Source organism: Caldivirga maquilingensis IC-167 (assembly GCF_000018305.1).
Taxonomy (GTDB): domain Archaea; phylum Thermoproteota; class Thermoprotei; order Thermoproteales; family Thermocladiaceae; genus Caldivirga; species Caldivirga maquilingensis.
On sequence record NC_009954.1, the window covers coordinates 933,866 to 951,405 of the forward strand.

Here is a 17,540-nt window from a genome sequence, read left to right on the forward strand (position 1 = left end):
CATGGCTTTTAGCTGTAGTCTCAGGGTTACTGAGAGTTACGTGAAATTAATGCTTAATCACGTACTGGAAGATTATATAGGGTTGTAGTTAAGGATCGGTGTGAATAATTGTAAATTATGGGCACTTGGCAATCGATGCAACCTTTAAATGAGCTGGATACGTAAGGGTATTGTGAAGATTGGTTTAATTGGTGCTGGTCCAAGTAACCTTTTCCTAGCTTGGCTGCTTAGGAATGAGGCTGATTTTCACTTAATTGAGGAGGATAAGAGGCTTGGGTTACCGTTGCATTGCACCGGCTTGGTTAGTGAGAGGATGGCTATTGCATTGGGGATAAGTAGGAGGGTGTTTGATAATTACTATGATAAATTAACGGTAACAACTAATCCATATTCAAGCGGGGTTTTACTTAGGTTCACTAATAGTAGGGTCACCATGTTGAATAGACCGGGGCTTGAGGAGTACCTGTATGGTGAGGCATCATTGAAGATGGAGCATATGGGGGTAAGGGCCATTGATGTTAATCATAAGGGTGTAGTTAAGGGTAGTGGTGGATTTGAGGATTCATTTGACCTAGTAGTTATCGGTGAGGGTGCCAGGAATGTGTTGAGTAGGCGGGTGCTTGGTAACAGGCTGGTTACGGTTAGTGGGATTCAGGTTGATGGTTATTCACCTTACTTAAGGAACATGGTTAACGATGATCATCACATTATTGTACTTTTTAATGAAGGCTATAGCAGCAGGTTCTTCACATGGATAGTACCGAAGGGTAATGGGGAGTTCAGGATTGGTGTTGTTGATGATACTAATGTTGTTGGTTTAAGGTTTAGGAGGATAATTAACCAATTTAGAGTAACACCCAGGAGGGTTTTCGGTGGGAGGATTGTGCTTGGTTCACTTAACGTTAATTACGGATACAAATCAGTGGTGGCTGTGGGGGATTCAACAGGCGTTACCAAGGCATTAACCGGTGGAGGGATTATAACAGGTATGTTAACTTCCCTAATATTAGCCAGGGTGATTCATGAATCAGACACCAATGTTCCTGAGCGTTACAGTAGTATGCTTAATGGTACGTTAGGTAGGTTAGCTAAAGTGTACTCAATCTTATCCAGTATACTTTACAATAACATTAAGTTAATTGAAATGGCGTTGAGGGAGGTTAATGGAAGTCACGTGGAGGTTAAGGTACCTGACTACGATAACCACATGGATGCGTTAATTAGACTCCTCATGACTAATCCTAAAATAGGCTTAAAGGTTATTAAGTATGCCCCATTAATCAACATGGGTGGGTTCACTCTACGTGATGTAATCAGCGCGTTACTTTAATCATACTGCTCATATCGCTGAGCAACTTGGCTCCTTCACCATTACTGAACCATTTCCAATAAGGCTCCAGGAATTTAACAGCCTCCTCAATAACCGCGTTCTTAAGATCCAGTGGGTGAATCTTCCCCTCGACGTAATCCTTGGTTAACTCATCGAATGTCCAATACTCCACTGGGCCACCGTACTCACTGGGTCTTTTTACAGTGAATGGGCTTCTCCTAGGTTCCCTGAAGGAGAATAACTTAGCTAGTTCAATCACGGGATTATTCTCAGTCATCTTAGGTGGGCAGTAGGCGTTCTTAATCTTCCGGGCTACATCATCAGGTGAATCGTGTAGGAATATGGCGGTTTCAGGCCTCGACTTACTCATCTTAGTCTCCGATAAATCAAGCCTACTCTCCTTACCAGTCATGGTTAATGAAGGTATTAAGTGATGCAGTAGAATTATGGGTTTCACAACCCTTCCCCCAAGGGTCAGTGGCATTAATTTAACCTTGTCGTAAACATCCCTAGCTAGGACATAGACCTTCCTTTGATCCACACCACCATGCGCAATGTGGGTTCCCAAGGCGTATACATCAATAACCTGCATTAACGGGTATATTAACCAAGACATCTTAGCTGAATTAGTGAATGTCCTACCCATTATGGTTAAACTATGCCTAACGTCAGATAATGATACTTGCCTAGCCAGGTCAAGGACCTGAACCCAGTATTCACGCTTCTCCTCAGTAAGATTAGATGCAAGTATGAAGTCCACTGAATCCGGGTCACCGCCAAGTACACTAATGGACTTCCTCAACGTCTCCTTAAAGTAAGTCACAGCCACTTTCCTAATAACCTCTAGGTCACCGCCCAGTTTATGGTTCAGCCAGGAATGTAAATCAGCCAGTAGGATGGATACCTTAACCCCAGCCTTCTGTAAGTCAACCAACTTATACATACTCACCACCCCAGTGCCTATGTGAATGTAGCCTGATATCTCAAAGCCTATGTAATGCTTAAGGGTTTCACCGGTCTCAAAGTAACTCCTCAACTCCTCCACTGTCAATAACTCCTCAGTGGGGTACTTTAGGGCTAGGTTAACCTTATCCTCAACATCCATCACCAAGTAACCAACCTAAGCTTAATAAGGATTTTAGTCGTAACCATGATGCACCCCTTCATCACGGTGGAATAAACCAGGTGAGGCGTTTAATTCCAGGATTAATGCATCGGAACTATGGTTTCCAACAAACCTAATGATAACCTGCTGAAGCTAACTATTTAAATGCTTGACTAAGGGGGTATGTTGGTGAGGTTACTTGTCGACTAGGACTGCTTCTGCAGGAGACATTAAGGAAGGCTCATACATCATGATAGATAACATGCCCTGTAGGGTTGTTGAGGTTGAGAAGAGTAAGACTGGTAAGCATGGTAGTGCTAAGGCTAGGATTGTGGGTATTGGTGTTATTGATGGTGTTAAGAGAACCATAGTAGTCCCAACGGACGCGGCCGTTGAGGTTCCCGTCATTGAGAAATTCACTGCTCAAGTAATATCAATTAGCGGTGATAGTGTTCAATTAATGGATCTTAGGAATTACCAAACCTTTGAAATACCAAGTAGTTACATTGAGGATGAGGCGAAGGGCAAGCTTGAGCCAGGGGTTCAAGTTGAGGTTTGGGACGTGGCAGGGTATAAGAAAATAATGAGAACTAGGTGAACTCACTTAAAAGCCGACTCCACGCTCTTAATCTAGTGATGGTTTATTAGGCGTAGTTTACTTCACTTAAGATGCCTAGGTTAATGCATCCTCATGATTAGTTAAATTAGCTTCAGTATTATGGTGGTTTATAGTAATGGAGGCATGAGGTTAGGTTTATAAACTCTATAGTTACCTTGGCATGGTGGGATCATCCCAGCATCCCCCGTTTTAGAGCTTGTGGATATTTCATTCAGTTATAGGACTGAGAGGGGTCCCCTTCAGGTTCTTAGGGATGTCTCCTTCGCTGTTTATGAGAAGCAGTACGTATCCATAGTGGCACCCACGGGTACTGGTAAGACAACACTTCTAAGGATTATAGCTGGGTTGAGGAAGCCGGATACAGGTAAGGTAATACTAATGGGTGAGGAGGTTAAGGGTCCAACGCCTAAGATCTCAATGATATTCCAGGACTTCGCATTATTCCCATGGTTAACGGCCTTGGAGAACGTGGAGATAGCCCTGCTTCATAAGAAGCTTAGTAAGGAGGATAGGGTTAAGTTAGCTAGAAAATACCTGGAATTAGTTGGATTGGGTGGTTTTGAGAATTATTACCCAAGGGAGTTGAGTGGTGGAATGAAGCAGAGGGTTGCCATTGCAAGGGCCTTAGCTGCTCAGCCCATTCTCCTACTCATGGATGAGCCCTTCGCTAACCTTGATGCCATAACCGCTGAGGGTCTTAAAAGTGAAATATACAACATGGTTTTTAATGAGGAGTCAACAGTTAAGGCAATAGTGATGGTTAGCCACAATCTCAGTGAGGTAATTGAACTTAGTGATAGGGTTATTGTGCTTGGTGGTAGGCCTGCAACTGTGATTGCGGATATAAGTATTGACTTACCTAGACCTAGGTCACCCAGGGATAAGGAGTTTCAGGAGTACTTGGATATGCTTTACAGTGAAATATCAAAATCCATGGAGCTCACCACTGCGGTTAAGGTGAATAGTAAATGAACACTTTAAGCATAGTCATCACATCACTATTAGCTACTCTCGCAACATTCACTAGGGTTGCAGTAACAATACTCGCCTCTATAGTAACCGGTTGGTTCCTTGGATATGCTGCAGCTAAGAATGGCTTAGTGGAGAGGGTGTTCCTGTCAGTAACCCAGACGCTGGAGGCTGTTCCAGTGATAACGTTCTTCCCAATAGTCCTAGTGTTCTTCATAAGCAGTATAAGGGGTTACCTTGGCGTTGAGTTAGCCGTTGACTTCCTGGTCTTCACCGCAGTGGTCTGGAATATTTGGGTTGGGGAGTATGAGTCAATTAAGACTGTTTCCCAGTCCCTTGAGGATGTGGCTAACATGTATAAGTTATCATTCATAGCTAAATTCAGTAAACTATACATACCAGTCACAATACCTCGAGTGGCTGGAAACGTCCTGGTAAGTTTCGCTGATGGATTATTCTACATAACTGTCAGTGAGGTTATTGCATTAGGCACCAAGAGTTACCACGTGTTCGGTATAGGTTCATTAATATTCAGTTGGGTTAATGTAGGAATGTGGTTTAATGCAATAATAGCGTTAATAGTATTAGTAATTATGGTTACAATCGTAGTCTTTGGTGTACTTAGGCCATTTGTTAATTGGGCTGTTAAGTATAGTTACGACCCCTATGCTGAGGTAATGAGGACTGGGGTAAGGAGGCAAACACCCAGTAGAATTAGAGCTTCATTGGCTAGGAACGTGAGGTACCTTAGGAGGATAACGGCTGCGGAGAGGGCTTTAATACCTGCTTTCGTTAGGGCAACAAGCTACGCAGTGTACCATAGATTAACTGTGAGGCCAAGGCCAATTAACGTATTAACAAGGTTTGATAAGTATGTTGCAGCAGGTATTGGTTCACTGCTGCTTGCTTTAATAGCCTATAGTGTTTACTCATCGTGGAGCACCACATGGTTACCAATAATGATTAATATCTATGATAATTGGGAAGTATACTTGTATTACCTTGGGTTGGATTGGCTTAGAATATTACTGGTAACGGTATCCGCAATATTAATTGCCATTCCAATAAACTACCTAATGGTAACTAGACCTAAATTAGAGGCAGTGTTATTACCGATTCTAGAGGACTTAGCCTCAATCCCAGTCTCAGCATACCTACCCCTAGTGGCAATACCCTTCGTAACGTACTTAGCCATCAGGCTTGGTTTAAGAATATCACTGGAGATTTTAGTATTCATTGTGGCATTCCTCAGTACGGCTTGGTACGTCATATACAATATGTATGTGGGAATGAAGACAATACCGCGAAGCCTATGGGATGTGGCTAATAACTTAAATTTATCATCATGGTATAAGTTAACTAAGCTAGCCATCCCAGGCGCCATGCCAGCAACCATAACAGGACTAGCCAGCACAGTGGGTTCAACCTGGGGCGGCCTTGAGATTGCTGAGTATTTTCAAGGTATTAACGGTAAGGTTTACATGGTTCACGGGTACACAGCCCTAATGGACTACTACACGGCTACAGGTAACCTAATTGGGCTGGAGGCTATGAGCCTAATACTTGCAATCAACGTCATCCTACTGAGTGTATTCCTATGGAGGAGCCTATTCACCATGGCTAGGCAAAGGTACCGTATGGAGGGCGCCATATCAATGTAATAACATCACAATGACATTGTAGTGAATCCCATTTCTTTTCGATTATTAAAGCTTAAAAACCGTTTCCCTAGGATTGCGTTAACTATGGCTAAGAAATCAGCCGCCAGGTGCTCAATATGTGGCTCAGTTATTAGAGGGAGAGTTAGTAGGTCATATGGTGGTTACGTTTGCCACAAGTGCTTATCAATGGGTTTGAAGTTATCCGTTAGGCTAGGTGCCTGAAAATGGGTGTTATTGCAATCAGTGGACAAGTGGCCAGTGGTAAGACTACTGTGGCTAGGCTTCTTGCCGATAAGTTAGGCTACAGGTTTATTTCAATAGGTGAATTATTTAGGAAGGTGGCCGCTGAGAGGGGGTTAACGTTAATGCAGCTTCATGAACTTGCTGAAAGGGATCATAGTATCGACCTCCATGTGGACCAGGTATCAATTGAGGAGGCTAAGAAGGGTAAGGTAGTTATTGAGGGGCATTTAGCGGCATGGATAGTGAAGGATTACGCTGATGTTAGGGTTTACTTAAAGGCGGATATGATGTCTAGGGCAGGTAGACTGGCACGTAGGGAAGGCATTAGTATTAATGATGCTATTAATGAAATTAAGACTAGAGAGGAGTCTAATAGAAGGAGGTACATGGCTATATACTCAATAAACATTAATGACTTATCAATATTCGACCTAGTTATTGACACGTCATTAATAAACATAAACGATACATTAGACATAGTGGGTAGTTACGTAATAAAAGTGTTAAACGCTAAGGGTAAATTATGAGGCACCGCATTACTCATATAGATTAACCAAGTAGGGTTAAGTCCAGTGCAATAGTATGGTTAATAAGTGTAAGTTTAATTAACCGCATATTAAGGCTTAATTAAGTGGATATTAGTGATATTGTTAAGGAAGCCAGGGTTATAGCAAGGAGGAGGTTAAACGGTCATTTACTTCTGGTTGCGCTTCAATGCCTAAATGATAATGATGTAGTTGCGGCAGCTGAGAAGAGGCTTAATAATGATCCATTCGGTGAAACAGAGGCGCTTAGAGTACTTGTGATGCTTTGCATTGAGCCTCAAGCATCTAAGAGTAATGATAAACTTGAATGAGCCTCCCTTAAACCTAATTAAAGCTTGTAATGAATGATTAATGTAAAGGAATCGAAACCACTCCTAAATGGTGGGGCCGCCGGGATTTGAACCCGGGATCACACGGGCATACCCCACCCCACTGGGCTATTTATTGAATGTACCCAGTGGCGGCGTCCAAGCCGTGCGTCCTAACCAGGCTAGACTACGGCCCCTTCCTTGACTCATTACGCGTCGGTTTATTAACTTTACCACGTACCTGAATCATCCTGCGTGAAGCATGAGTGATAATTAAGTCTTTAGACATTTGGCTTATTACTTAATGGTAAATCAATGTTGACTTCAGCATAATTAATTTAAACGCATCTTATTACTCATTAAGAAGCAGAGTTATTGATTCATAGAGTTAGGTTAATAATCCTCGTCACCATGTAGGGCTTAAACGTTACATTCACTGTGGCATTGCTTTCAACCGGTGTGGCTAATATGGTTAATTCATTCTCCTCACTTAAGTATGGTTCAGGTAAGTAGAACATGCTTTGTGAATCGCCTGGATAATACCTGCCGATTAATATACCGTTCAAGTATATTAATGCGTGGATCCTCCCACTCAACTCAACGTTAAGTGGTGCATTAGTATCACTTGGTTTATTGACCGTGAACTTAAGCTTAATGGTTGATGGCTCACTTATGATTAACGGTAATTTAACGCTATCCCTTGCCTCACCTAACTCCATAATGCTTAAGCTGTAGTCATTAATGATGCCGCCCCATAAATCAATCTCAACATTCCCTGGGGTTGAATTAATCTCCTTAATGCCGTATCTTAGTAATGCAATAACTACTTCAACGTCACCGCTTCTTAAACCACCGTATACCGTGGTTTCGAATGGTTCATCGCCATGACCCCTATAGACCTCTTCCCCATTAATGAAAATCACCATTGCGGCCCACTGATCGGCTTTACTGATCCTAAGAATTACATGCCTCGCCTCATTTAAATGAATTCTACCCCTATAGTAAATAACCGCATTATTTGGTTTACCTAAGTCACTAATGCTCTTAACCCACTTAACCTTAGGTAAGTACTCCTTAATCTCCTTATTAATCACCATGGTGTGACTGTAATTGGTTGCTATACCGGGCTTAAGTCTACTGGATAAGTCAAGTATACCGTATTCCCATGAATCAACCTTAATACTACCGACTTGATTAATTAAGACTGGTGACTGTAAACCGGTGAAGAACGGTATGGTGCCATCATTAGGGTGACCTGTTGACTCAACCACTATCCTCAAGTCACCGGCGTTAGCATTGGTTTTAATGTATATGAAGCCGTTTGCCGTAACCCTACCATTATTAATTACTGCGGCGTAATCGTGGGCTATGAAGCCTATTAATCCACTTGCGTTAAGCTTGGTGTCGTAGATGTATAATCCATGCTTAAACAAGCCTAATTCCTCAAGGGGCTTAATATCACTAATTTTAAGAATAGGTTTAATACTCACTGAGCCTTTAGTCACCTGGGTTATGGATACGTTAGGTTGCTCAACATTAACGTTAAGTTCAATCCTGGTTAAGTCCAGTTCAGGAATGTACCTACCCTTACTTGACTTAAAGGGTAGGTAAAGCACGTTAACACCCTCCTTAGCCTCAATTAACAGTGAGTTGTAGTTACCATCCCTAATTAAGTATACATTTGATGGAACATAGTAATCATTCATTATCCAGGTTCTGGATGCGAATAATTCACTTAGAATCAACACTCTAACATTACCTTTACCCTCAATTAAGCAACCATTTAATTCACCCGGCACCTTACCGCTCAGCACTATTGAGTCGCCTTCAGTACGATACTCAACACCTAGGCATGATTTAACTAAGCCACCCTTAAGCCTAATTTTGAATTCCTCACCGGCATTACCGTAAAGTAACACATCACCATCCCTAACGGTCAGTAGGCTTAGGTTTGTTTCACTAATTGTAGCACCCTTAACGCTTAAGTTACTTGGAATAACCTTAACACCCCTTGCTGGAACCTTAACATCACCATCAATCCAATCAGTCTCAGTGTTGTTAATGTAGAACTTTAACCTTAAGTCACCCTTACGCCTAATAACTAATAGCTTACCGTTATCGTATGATTCACCCTCTGTTTCACTACCATCAATGAATTCAGCCAGTGGTGTAATTAACTTAACCTTATAGTACCTTTCACTTAATTCACCCCACTCCCTAATTGAAGCCTCATAATCATAAGTAGTGGTTATCCATCTACCAGTCCAGTAACCGAAATTAGTGCCCCCATGGAACATGTAGAAGCTTACAACATCTGAACCATAGGCTAATGCCGTTGCTAAAAGTATCCTAGTCCAGTCAGGTGGGAAACTACCCCTTGATGTTGGTAATGGCCTATGAATAACCGAGAACCACCCACCCTCATACTCAAGTATCTTAGGCCTACCACCCTGGGTTTCCAGGAGATCCTTAATACTCCATATTACTGAGTTTAGGTCCCATGGGCTTGGGTAAAGATCCAAGGCATCAGTGTACACTGTGTTCCTAACATACCTATTAACATTAGTGTACAGCTTAGCAGTAACACCAACCTGCCTAGCTAACTCAGCTAGCTTCATGTGGAGTGGTGCATCACCCCAGAAGTACTCGTTCTCCAATTGAACAATATCAACACCACCATTAGGTTCCTGATGCTTAACAACAATGGGTAATATTACCCTAAGCCACCTCTCAGCGTAAGGCCAGTAGGATGAGTCAAGGCTCCTAGGCACCAATCCCCTACTCAGTAACCAGTCAGGGTGTCCACCATTATCCCATTCCGAACATATATAGGGTCCAACCCTGGCAATTATCTTAAGGCCAAGCTCCTCAGCCTTACTTAAGTACACGTCAACGTCCTTCTCCCCGGAGAAGTCAAATACCCCTGGTTCAACCTCATGGTAATTCCAAGCGAAGTAGGTGTTTAAGCAGTTTAACCCAGCCCTCTTAATCTTAAGCAGCCTATCTTCCCAAAGACCCCTAGGGACCCTGAAGTAATGCATTTCACCACATAGGAGCATACTAAATGATTAAGCCGCAGCATTAAAGTATTACCACTTCATAAATATACGCACCTAAGCTATAACCCCTTGAGTTAAGGATTACGTAAATGGCTAATCCTTGAAGGCGCAGGCTTAGGAAGAGCTTATTAAAAGGAGATGATGAATAATGATTACTTCAATTCCTTAGATACCTTAATCAATGCCTCAGCGGTTCTCCTAGTCTCATCCTCACTAAGCAGTACATGCTGAGGCACCCACACAACCCTCCTGCACGCATCCTCAGTCACAGGTAGGTTTAACCTGGAGTAGTCGGGTAATTTCCAGTACGCCTCCCTGAAGGCTGGTTGCCTATAAAGTGGCATTGGGTAACCCTCAACAATCACGCCTCCCCTCTTATTAACCTCATTAACTATCCTAGCCTTCCCATACTGGTTAATCAACCTACTACTAATCCATATTGGGAGGAGGTGGTTTGAACTAGAGACATAGTCAGGTGGTTTAATCGGCCTAAAGTCCTCAACTCCCTCAAGAATTTCATAAAGTAACCTAGCGTTCCTCTCCCTAACCTTAAACTCATCGTCGTAGCGTTTAAGTTGAGATAATAGTATTGCCGCCTGGAGTTCAGTCATCCTGAAGTTCCACCCGATAAGCATATGCATGTACCATTCACCGTTAATTTCCCTACCAGCGTTATGGTAGGACCAAGCCCTAATGTAGGTTTCATAATCATTAGTCACAATAACTCCACCTTCCCCAGCAGTCATATTCTTACTACTCTGGAAACTGAAGACGCCTGCATCACCTATTGCTCCAACTTTACGACCCTTATACACGGCTCCATGAGCCTGTGCCGCATCCTCAATAACCTTAGCTCCATGTCTCCTAGCCTCATTAATGACACCATCAAGTTCAGCGGGTATTCCGGAGAAGTGAACTGGGACGATTAACTTAATTTTATTATCCTTATCCTGCTCAAGAATAGCCTTAAGTGAATCAACACTTATGTTGAGGGTTTCAGCATCAATATCAATGAAGACTGGCACAGCCCTAAGCAGTACACCGGCTGTTGCAGTGGCTATGAAGGTGTAGGCCGGTAACGCGAAGTAATCCCCCTCATTTAACCCAACGGCTAGGTAGCTTAGGAATAAACCCGCTGTGCCACTTGTTACTGCCACGGCGTACTTAGCCTCATGGTACCTTGAGAACTCCCTCTCAAACTCCTCCACAACACCGCCGGGGACTCTGCCCCATTTACCGCTCCTGAATGCCTCAAGTAAAGACTTCTCATCATCTGAGTTAACCGGAGGCCACTTAACCATACTTGACTTAGCTGGGTTTAATCTATTAAAGTTTACTATAGAATTCAATGAGTAAATTAAGGATTTAGTGCTTTACTTAATTCCATAAAGCCTACCTGCGTTTACTGATGATATCGCCTCCTTATCCTTATCCTGAATCTTGGATAATTGAAGCTTAAGTATTGATGACTTAGGGTACTTCATCATGAATCCTGTTGATAATACGAGCCTTGATGCACCATATAGCTTAACTAATTCCTCAACGTGATTGTAAGGCGCCCCTAATACCTGTGATGATGCGAAGTCCACGTAAACATCACCATTGTACAGTGACCTTAAGCCAGCTAGGTCATTATAAGGGAAATGGGATAACAATACCTTAACCTCCCCATCCCCCTTATTAACTATATTCTTCAAGGCCTCACTTAATTCACCCAGCATGATTCTATACCTGAAGGAATAAGCCCTATGCATTTGCCTTAAATCCTCCAGTAGGTTAAGGATTACGACGGCGCCATGGCTTAAGGCCTCAGTTAAGTTACTTATCACGCTCCTCCTCATTAATCTGTAGCCATGGTATATTGGACTAGTGACGAAGCCCACGTAACCCATTCTACTGTACTCCCTAATCCTTAACTTATCCTCGTAGTCAGGGTTGAAGACGGCTAACTTATGTATGCTACAGTCAACCTTAGGGTCCTCCCTGGCGAACTCCACGTTAGCCCACCATGGATCCCTGTGAAATAGGGCTGTTAGGTTAAACATTAAGCAGTGCTTAAAGCCCTCTGAGGCTAATTTTGATGCAACAGCCTCAGTGCTCATTGAAAGGTACCTAAATGGGTATGCACCACTCATGCATAGTGCATCAATCATCCTCACTCACCTAGAATCCTCATGGCGTTTAACCTAAGTATCTTGATCCTAGACTCCTCACTAATATCAGCATTAATTATCCTAGACACGGCAGCCGATATCAACGTATCCGTGGCGAAGAGCACCCTATCATCGCCTAGAACCCTAACAGCCTCCTCCACTGAACCATAATCCACGACGCTTCCACCTATATCAACGTAAACGTTGGGTAAATCCCTAACCCTACTTACCGCGTACTCCCAATCACCACCACCCGTTATATGCGCCATAATGATTTTAGCCTTAGGGAACCTTAAGGCAAGTGACTTAATGTCATCTGGTTCACTTTCATTGGGCCTGGAGGTTGGGTAGAGTCTATGGGCTGTGTGAACCAGTATGGGTACGTTATTCTCAACGGCAACCTCAATAATAGGATCAACAATACGCCTACTAACTCTAACCGCCCTATACAGTTTAACACCTATAAACCCCCTCTCCCTAATGAAGAACTCAGTCATTTTAACTGCATCCTGGTTAAGTGGATTAACGTGCACGAAGCCCTTAACCTCCTTAAACCTCCTGGATAATTCATAGACAAATTCATTAGCCCTCCAGACTTCCTCAGAGGGTGGTTTAAAACCAGACATGGAGTATGGGTGATAACTAACCCATAATTGCTCAATACCAAGAATCCTTGAAAGCCTAATCATCTCCTCATTAATACTCATGTCAGGGTAACAGTGGGTGTGGGCATCCACTGCGCCACCTAGGTTAATCACCACTTAACCCCTACCTAAGTTAATCAGGGGGCTTATAATGTTAACTAAGCATGGGAGAGTGAGTAATCCATTGGGTTTAACCTAATTCTTCAACTATGGTAAGGTAGTGAACGGTGTAATTTCCTTGATTGCTCATGAGGTTAGGTTTAAATCAGTGCACAGTAAAAACGACCTATGTCATCCATAAGGATTGAGGAAGTAAAGGGTGGTGAGGAAGAAAGAAGGAGAATAAGTGTACATAGTCACATTAGAGGACTTGGTGTAGTTAATGGTAAGGTGGAGAAGATTGCAGGCGGCTTCGTAGGTCAGGTTGAGGCCAGGGAGGCTGCGGCAATGGTTGTTAAAATCATTAAGGCAGGTAAATTCAGCGGCAAAGGAGTACTAATAGTTGGCCCACCCGGCACCGGTAAGACGGCACTAGCCATTGGTATCGCCAGGGAACTTGGGGCTGATACACCCTTCGTTCACCTTAATGCCGCTGAAATATATAGCGTAGAGATTAAGAAAACTGAATTCCTAATGAGGGCCCTTAGGAAGGCCATTGGACTTAGAATAAGGGAATGGAGGAGGGTTTACGAGGGTGTGGTTAAGTCCATTGAATTCAAGTACGGTAAACACCCCTACAACCCCTACATTCAAGTACCCGTTGGGGCAACGGTTAAGTTGAAGACAACTGATGAGGAGAAGATACTGAAGGTTCCCCAGGAGATTGCCGCGCAGTTAATTGAGCTAGGAATCAGTACTGGTGATGTTATAATGATTGATGAGGAGACGGGTAGGGTTATTGTTGAGGGTCAGGTTCAAGGTGAGGGTGAGGAGCAGTACGACATATATGTTAAGCATAGGCTTGAGGTACCTAAGGGTCCTGTACATAAGGAGAAGGAGATAACCAGGTTCTTCACTCTTCATGACCTAGACCTGTATCAAGCTAGGCAGCAGGGCTTGGTTTCAGCAATGTTATTTGGAGTATTCACTGAGGAGAAGGAGATACCCAGTGAGGTTAGGAATGCCGTGGATAATTTCGTTAAGGAGACTGTGGATAAGGGTAATGGTGAGTTAATTCCAGGTGTACTCTTCGTGGATGATGCCCACATGCTGGATATTGAAACCTGGGCCTTCTTCACAAAGGCCATGGAGATGGAGATGAGTCCAATAATGATATTCGCCACGAACAGGGGTATAACAAAGATAAGGGGAACAGATATTGAGGCACCTCACGGTATACCACTGGATTTACTAGATAGGTTAATTATAATAAGGACTAGGCCATATAATGAGGATGAGGTTAGGGAAATAGTATCAATTAGAGCCAGGGAAGAGGGGGTTAAGTTAGATAATGATGCCTTAGATTACTTAACGAAGATAGGTGTTGAGAATAGTCTGAGATATGCAATACAATTACTGACCCCAGCCCAGATTAGGGCCAAGGAGCAGAATAGGAGTAATGTAACTAAGGATGATGTCGAGTACGTTAGGAAGCTCTTCCTAAGCCTAAGGGAGAGCGTTGAGTACGTTAAGCAGCATGAGGAGTTATTCCTAAAGTAACATAGTTTACAACCTTACCAGTAAGCGGTTCCTCACTTATGGTTTTTTAAACGGTTTTCAATACTTCTAGTTCCGTAAGTGGGGTTAGCCCTTGGTGCGGGTTCACTAGCTTCACCCGCACTGCATGGGGCTCCCATTTGAGGATAGGTACCTTAGCCCTATGTTTACTGCCCCAATAACATCTCTATCTAGGACTGCTTCATTACCTAGCTTAACTAGTCTCAGTTGAACTTTAATCACTCTTACCCTCTTCCTCCCTCTCACCGCAATGCGGATCATTGAGGGAGTGTAACTAGTGATAGGTTTACCTGTAAACGGGTCTTTTGAGGAGGAATACGCTTCCGATACCTCAACTACATGTAGCGGTTTATTGTTAAGTGCCTCAACTAGTTTCGCCACACTCCATTGATGAATCCTATGCCTCAACGTGTTCTCCCCAGCCTTATCAACTACTGCAGCATTATTCCTCCCCGCAACCTCCTCAATTATCCCAGCAGTCTTGTAGATAATGTCTTCCTTCTCTCAGCGTGGGAGATGACGAGTCTTTCAAGACCAGTCTCTACTCTATATACTTCACACAGCTTCCCATCCTTGAAAACAGCCATGTAACATTGTTCTCATTAACATCAACTGCAACAATACTGCCTTGATTGCATGTAACCTCGAAGTCTCTCGTAAACGTTAGATACACGATAACCCTCTTACCACCTGGTTTAAGTTTTAACTCACTGGAGGGCTTCCATAATGTATCTTTACCCATCCTCTATGAGTCCTAACCTCAATAAGTCCATTACTTAGCTCCCAGTCCTGCAAATCAGAGTAGGTTAGTGTTACCTTGATGATTCTCGTTGGTAACCAGGGATGTCTTTCCCTAAACTTATGGTAGAAGACTTTATGTAGGGTTGCTTGTGAAGCACCATACTTCAATGCGTAGTCGAGCATTTCCTGAAGCATGGCCTTATAAGCATCAGCAATTTCCCTAAGCGCTTGTCCACCAATGCTGTTAATCCATCCTTCCAATACTATCGTCCTTCTAAGGGTCTTTAACAACTTGTTCAACCGCGGTCACCACTACAGCTGGCGCCGACAATCCTAGCGAACCCACTAAGCTTATACAACCTTTCCATCATTAACCAAGTAATTAAAAGTAATTAGAGATATTTAAATGCAACGCTAAATCCGGAACAGCCTTACTATTCATGGTGTAATATTCCCCTATGAACAGGCAGTTAACCATGTGGGTGAAGCAATTGGTTTATTAAACTAGCCTCAGTGCCGTACTTAACCGGTGAATTAAGTGACCAGATGGGTTATTAAATGTACTCAATGCGGTATGGAGCGGGAGCTGGATGTTGGCTTTGATTTATCCGGGTTAAGGTACACCGTGTATCTTTACTGCCCTAGATGCAGGGTGAATACCATACATAGGGTAATGGGTTACTATGATCCATACACTAAGCAGTATGTTAAGTTGAATCAAGCCGAAGTAAGTGCAAGCAATATTAATGAGTTCGATTAAACCCCCCATTATTGGTGAAGATTCAGTACAATATTTAGGTATGAGATAACGGCCCCTATAATGGTACTGCATTATAATTTTGTTGAATGGCCTCAATTATCCTTAGGCATGATATGTAGTCGGTTAAGGTCGCGAAGGGTTTAGTCTTCCCCATAACCGCCTCAAGGAAATTCCTATCCTCTAGATAAACAGGTTCTTCACTTTGATTCACCTTCTTAACCTCCCCATTACCGTAAATTAACCCATGCATTAAGTCAGCTACCGTGAATGTACTTAACCCAACGTACGTATGCACACGTAGTTTACCTGACTTAACCCACTTAGCCTCAATATTCACTGAGACCCCATCTAGGTTAAGGAGTAGGCTTACGTTATCCCTATTAAGCATTGACTTAACCACTATAGCCTTCATGGGTCTTAACCTAAATAATGCTAGGTCTAGGTCATGGATTGCTAAATCATACATAACCCCAATGTATGAGTCAGGGTTCTGCGGCATGGTACCGATCCTAACCATTGATAAGGCGATTGGTTCCTTAACCATGCTGAACGCCTCTTCAGCAGTCTCATTAAATCTCTCAACCATTGCAGGAATCACCATGTTGCCGGTTTTCCTTGATTCACTAAGTAGGTTAAGGGCCTCACTCAACTTCACTGTTACAGGCTTCTCAACCATTAAGTGAGCCTTACCCACGAGCTTAATTGATAAGTCATAGTGAGTGGTTGTTGGTGTTGCTATTATTATTGCCTCATGATGCTTAGTTAAGGCTTCATCAATACTTTTAAAAGTTTCATCAACCCCCATGGATTTAGCGGCATTGAGCCTTGAATCATCAATATCAATAACAGTAATACTGTCAATTAACCCCTCATTCCTTAACCTAACTAATTCCTTAAGGTGGATTGAACCCATCCTACCCATTCCAATTAACGCAACCTTAACACCCACTTAATAACACCGTTGAGGGATTAATAATGAGTAATTATAAGCATTATTGCTGGGCTTGGCCAGGTGATTCACTACCCTCCTTACTCTCACTGCCCTCCTCGGGCTTATTCTCAATCTGCTTAACCTGAACCTCCTCAGGTGACTTAACCTCAAACCTATCACTAAGCTTCGCATCAGGGGGTAGTACCCTGACCCTAACCGAGAATATACCTGGTTTAAGCAGTACGGGTATTACAGCTTCCTGAACCTTCTCGAGGGCGTCTTGACCAGCCTTAATTACTATACCTGTAGTGTACTTCTCGAACCTTGAACGTTCAGTGGTTAACTTACCGCTTATTATTACTTCAGCACCCTGAACATTAGCCTCCTGAAGCTGCCTGAGGGCTATTATGGCAGCCCTCCTGAACCTGATTCCCTTAGCCATTGCATCAGCTATCCTAAGGGCAACTAACCTAGCATTATACTCAGGATGCGGCTCCTGTATCACATCTATAACTACATTATCTAGGTTGAACTTGGATTTAAGTATATCTGCAAGAGCCTTAACCTGCTGCCCCTTCCTACCTATAATCCTGTTCTTCTTCTCCGCAATAATAACGATCCTTGTACCTAATGTTGTTCTCTGAATTATTGAATCAACATACCTATTCCTGGTTAAGGCTATGTTAAGGTACTCCTTAATCATCCACTTCTTCTTATTATCATCAATAATCCTCTTATACATCGGTAACCTCCTTTGCTGTGCAGTGGCCATTACCCCCAGAAGTAACTAAGCTT

The 17,540-nt window shown here is 42.9% G+C and carries 18 protein-coding genes and 1 tRNA gene; 9 read left to right on the top strand and 10 right to left on the bottom strand.

The window, feature by feature from the left end; translation table 11 throughout:
• Positions 1-172: 172 nt before the first annotated feature.
• Positions 173-1,330 carry an NAD(P)/FAD-dependent oxidoreductase gene (locus CMAQ_RS04550; RefSeq protein WP_048062675.1) on the top strand — a complete coding sequence of 386 codons (1,158 nt, stop codon included), beginning with the start codon at positions 173-175 and terminating at the stop codon, positions 1,328-1,330.
• On the opposite strand, the gene CMAQ_RS04555 is transcribed toward CMAQ_RS04550, so the two are convergent.
• The gene (locus tag CMAQ_RS04555) at positions 1,314-2,435 is read right to left on the bottom strand and encodes a tyrosine--tRNA ligase (RefSeq protein WP_048062676.1); all 1,122 of its coding nucleotides are present in this window, start codon (positions 2,433-2,435) and stop codon (positions 1,314-1,316) included. The genes CMAQ_RS04550 and CMAQ_RS04555 overlap by 17 nt on opposite strands.
• A 199-nt stretch (positions 2,436-2,634) precedes the next feature.
• On the opposite strand from CMAQ_RS04555, the gene CMAQ_RS04560 reads away from it, so the two are divergent.
• The 6 genes from CMAQ_RS04560 (at position 2,635) to CMAQ_RS04585 (ending at position 6,783) form a co-directional block, all read left to right on the top strand.
• Complete coding sequence (locus CMAQ_RS04560; protein ID WP_012185948.1) at positions 2,635-3,033, top strand: translation initiation factor IF-5A; 399 nt, start codon at positions 2,635-2,637, stop codon at positions 3,031-3,033.
• Between the two features lie 219 nt (positions 3,034-3,252).
• The gene (locus CMAQ_RS04565; protein ID WP_012185949.1) at positions 3,253-4,026 is read left to right on the top strand and encodes an ABC transporter ATP-binding protein; all 774 of its coding nucleotides are present in this window, start codon (positions 3,253-3,255) and stop codon (positions 4,024-4,026) included.
• Positions 4,023-5,684 (top strand): ABC transporter permease subunit, encoded by a 1,662-nt coding sequence (locus tag CMAQ_RS04570; RefSeq protein ID WP_012185950.1) that lies wholly within the window; start codon positions 4,023-4,025, stop codon positions 5,682-5,684. Before CMAQ_RS04565 ends, CMAQ_RS04570 begins: the two co-directional genes overlap by 4 nt.
• A gap of 84 nt (positions 5,685-5,768) precedes the next feature.
• A complete protein-coding gene (locus CMAQ_RS10680) occupies positions 5,769-5,906 on the top strand; it encodes an eL34 family ribosomal protein (protein WP_156769834.1) in 138 nt (45 codons plus the stop codon).
• Between the two features lie 2 nt (positions 5,907-5,908).
• Positions 5,909-6,454: a (d)CMP kinase gene (gene cmk, locus CMAQ_RS04580; protein ID WP_012185951.1), complete on the top strand. Its 546-nt coding sequence runs from the start codon at positions 5,909-5,911 to the stop codon at positions 6,452-6,454.
• A gap of 104 nt (positions 6,455-6,558) precedes the next feature.
• On the top strand, positions 6,559-6,783 hold the full coding sequence (locus tag CMAQ_RS04585) for a hypothetical protein (protein ID WP_012185952.1): 225 nt from the start codon (positions 6,559-6,561) through the stop codon (positions 6,781-6,783).
• 68 nt (positions 6,784-6,851) lie between these two features.
• Here the strand turns inward: CMAQ_RS04585 and CMAQ_RS04590 are convergent.
• The 5 genes from CMAQ_RS04590 to CMAQ_RS04610 all read right to left on the bottom strand — a co-directional run bounded on the left by CMAQ_RS04590 (position 6,852) and on the right by CMAQ_RS04610 (position 12,753).
• A tRNA-Pro gene (locus CMAQ_RS04590) sits at positions 6,852-6,977 on the bottom strand.
• Between the two features lie 183 nt (positions 6,978-7,160).
• Positions 7,161-9,839 (bottom strand): beta-galactosidase, encoded by a 2,679-nt coding sequence (locus CMAQ_RS04595; RefSeq protein ID WP_012185953.1) that lies wholly within the window; start codon positions 9,837-9,839, stop codon positions 7,161-7,163.
• Between the two features lie 152 nt (positions 9,840-9,991).
• Positions 9,992-11,140, bottom strand: a complete 1,149-nt coding sequence (locus CMAQ_RS04600) for a DegT/DnrJ/EryC1/StrS family aminotransferase (protein ID WP_012185954.1) — start codon at positions 11,138-11,140, stop codon at positions 9,992-9,994.
• A gap of 72 nt (positions 11,141-11,212) precedes the next feature.
• A complete protein-coding gene (locus CMAQ_RS04605) occupies positions 11,213-11,992 on the bottom strand; it encodes an amidohydrolase family protein (RefSeq protein ID WP_012185955.1) in 780 nt (259 codons plus the stop codon).
• 2 nt (positions 11,993-11,994) lie between these two features.
• Positions 11,995-12,753: an amidohydrolase family protein gene (locus CMAQ_RS04610; RefSeq protein ID WP_012185956.1), complete on the bottom strand. Its 759-nt coding sequence runs from the start codon at positions 12,751-12,753 to the stop codon at positions 11,995-11,997.
• Positions 12,754-12,924: 171 nt separating this feature from the next.
• Between CMAQ_RS04610 and CMAQ_RS04615 the strand changes: the two genes are divergently transcribed.
• Positions 12,925-14,295: a RuvB-like helicase gene (locus CMAQ_RS04615; protein ID WP_012185957.1), complete on the top strand. Its 1,371-nt coding sequence runs from the start codon at positions 12,925-12,927 to the stop codon at positions 14,293-14,295.
• A 111-nt stretch (positions 14,296-14,406) separates the two neighbouring features.
• Here the strand turns inward: CMAQ_RS04615 and CMAQ_RS10685 are convergent, their stop codons facing one another.
• Entirely contained in the window at positions 14,407-14,721 is a 315-nt protein-coding gene (locus CMAQ_RS10685; RefSeq protein ID WP_156769835.1) for a hypothetical protein, read from the bottom strand.
• 294 nt (positions 14,722-15,015) lie between these two features.
• A complete protein-coding gene (locus CMAQ_RS04620) occupies positions 15,016-15,354 on the bottom strand; it encodes a hypothetical protein (protein WP_156769836.1) in 339 nt (112 codons plus the stop codon).
• A 238-nt stretch (positions 15,355-15,592) separates the two neighbouring features.
• Between CMAQ_RS04620 and CMAQ_RS04625 the strand changes: the two genes are divergently transcribed.
• Positions 15,593-15,814, top strand: a complete 222-nt coding sequence (locus tag CMAQ_RS04625; protein WP_048062679.1) for a hypothetical protein — start codon at positions 15,593-15,595, stop codon at positions 15,812-15,814.
• Positions 15,815-15,869: 55 nt separating this feature from the next.
• Here the strand turns inward: CMAQ_RS04625 and CMAQ_RS04630 are convergent, their stop codons facing one another.
• Both CMAQ_RS04630 and CMAQ_RS04635 read right to left on the bottom strand, forming a co-directional pair.
• A complete protein-coding gene (locus CMAQ_RS04630) occupies positions 15,870-16,763 on the bottom strand; it encodes a Gfo/Idh/MocA family protein (RefSeq protein ID WP_012185958.1) in 894 nt (297 codons plus the stop codon).
• A 43-nt stretch (positions 16,764-16,806) separates the two neighbouring features.
• Entirely contained in the window at positions 16,807-17,517 is a 711-nt protein-coding gene (locus CMAQ_RS04635; protein ID WP_012185959.1) for a 30S ribosomal protein S3, read from the bottom strand.
• Between the last annotated feature and the right edge of the window lie 23 nt (positions 17,518-17,540).